The 797-nt window shown below is 69.1% G+C and carries 1 protein-coding gene; it reads left to right on the top strand.

What is annotated here, in order from left to right; all coding sequences use genetic code 11:
- Positions 1 to 66 precede the first annotated feature (66 nt).
- The coding region (locus tag ELR45_RS40680; protein WP_240759404.1) for a uroporphyrinogen-III C-methyltransferase at positions 67 to 797 on the top strand (731 nt) is incomplete at its 3' end.

Here is a 797-nt window from a genome sequence, read left to right as displayed (position 1 = left end):
CCTCGACGACGGGGCCGGGGCCGTGGTCGGCGTCGAGCCACCGGCGCCGAAGGAGGAGAACGTCTCGTGACCACTCCGCGCAACGCGCGTCAGCGCACTGATCAGGGAGGCGTCGCCTTTGTCGGCGCCGGGCCCGGCGACCCCGGGCTGCTAACACTCCGAGCTGTAGAAAGCCTCAAAGAGGCCGAGGTCGTCGTCATCGACGAGACCGTGCCCCATCAGATACTCGAGCACGCGCCGGAGCTCGTCGAAGTCGTTGACGTCAGCGTCGACGACGCAGGCGTCGCACTGACGGCGGCTGCCCGTGGCCGACGCGTCACACAGGCGGCCAAGAACGGTCGCCGCGTGGTGCGGCTGCTTGAGGGAGATCCGTTCAGCCATCCGACCGGCAGCGACGAGGTGTTGACCTGCGTCAAGGCGGGCGTGCCGTTCGAGATCGTCGCCGGCGTGGCTACGGGGACCGCCGTCGCGACCCATGCGGGCATCCCGCTGGTGGCGGGCCGCCGCCGTAGCGCTCAGCTCATCGACGTGAGCGGCAAGATCGACCTTCATGCGTGCACGGCTGACACCCTGGTGTTCACTGGCATCACCGAACAGCTGAGCGATGTCGTGCAGGGTATCGTCGACGCCGGCCGGGTGCCCAGTACACCGATCGCCGTGGTGACCGGCGGGAGCACGGTCGAGCAGCAGACGATCGTGTCGACGCTGGGCGACGTCGTCGCCGCGGCGAAGGCGGCGAAGATCCAAGGCCCGTACGTGCTCATCGTCGGCGACGCTGTCGAGCACCGGGACGCGTT

Origin of the sequence: Phytoactinopolyspora endophytica, assembly GCF_004138495.1 — a bacterium.
Classification (GTDB): domain Bacteria; phylum Actinomycetota; class Actinomycetes; order Jiangellales; family Jiangellaceae; genus Phytoactinopolyspora; species Phytoactinopolyspora endophytica.
This window is presented reverse-complemented; position numbering and strand designations above follow the sequence as displayed.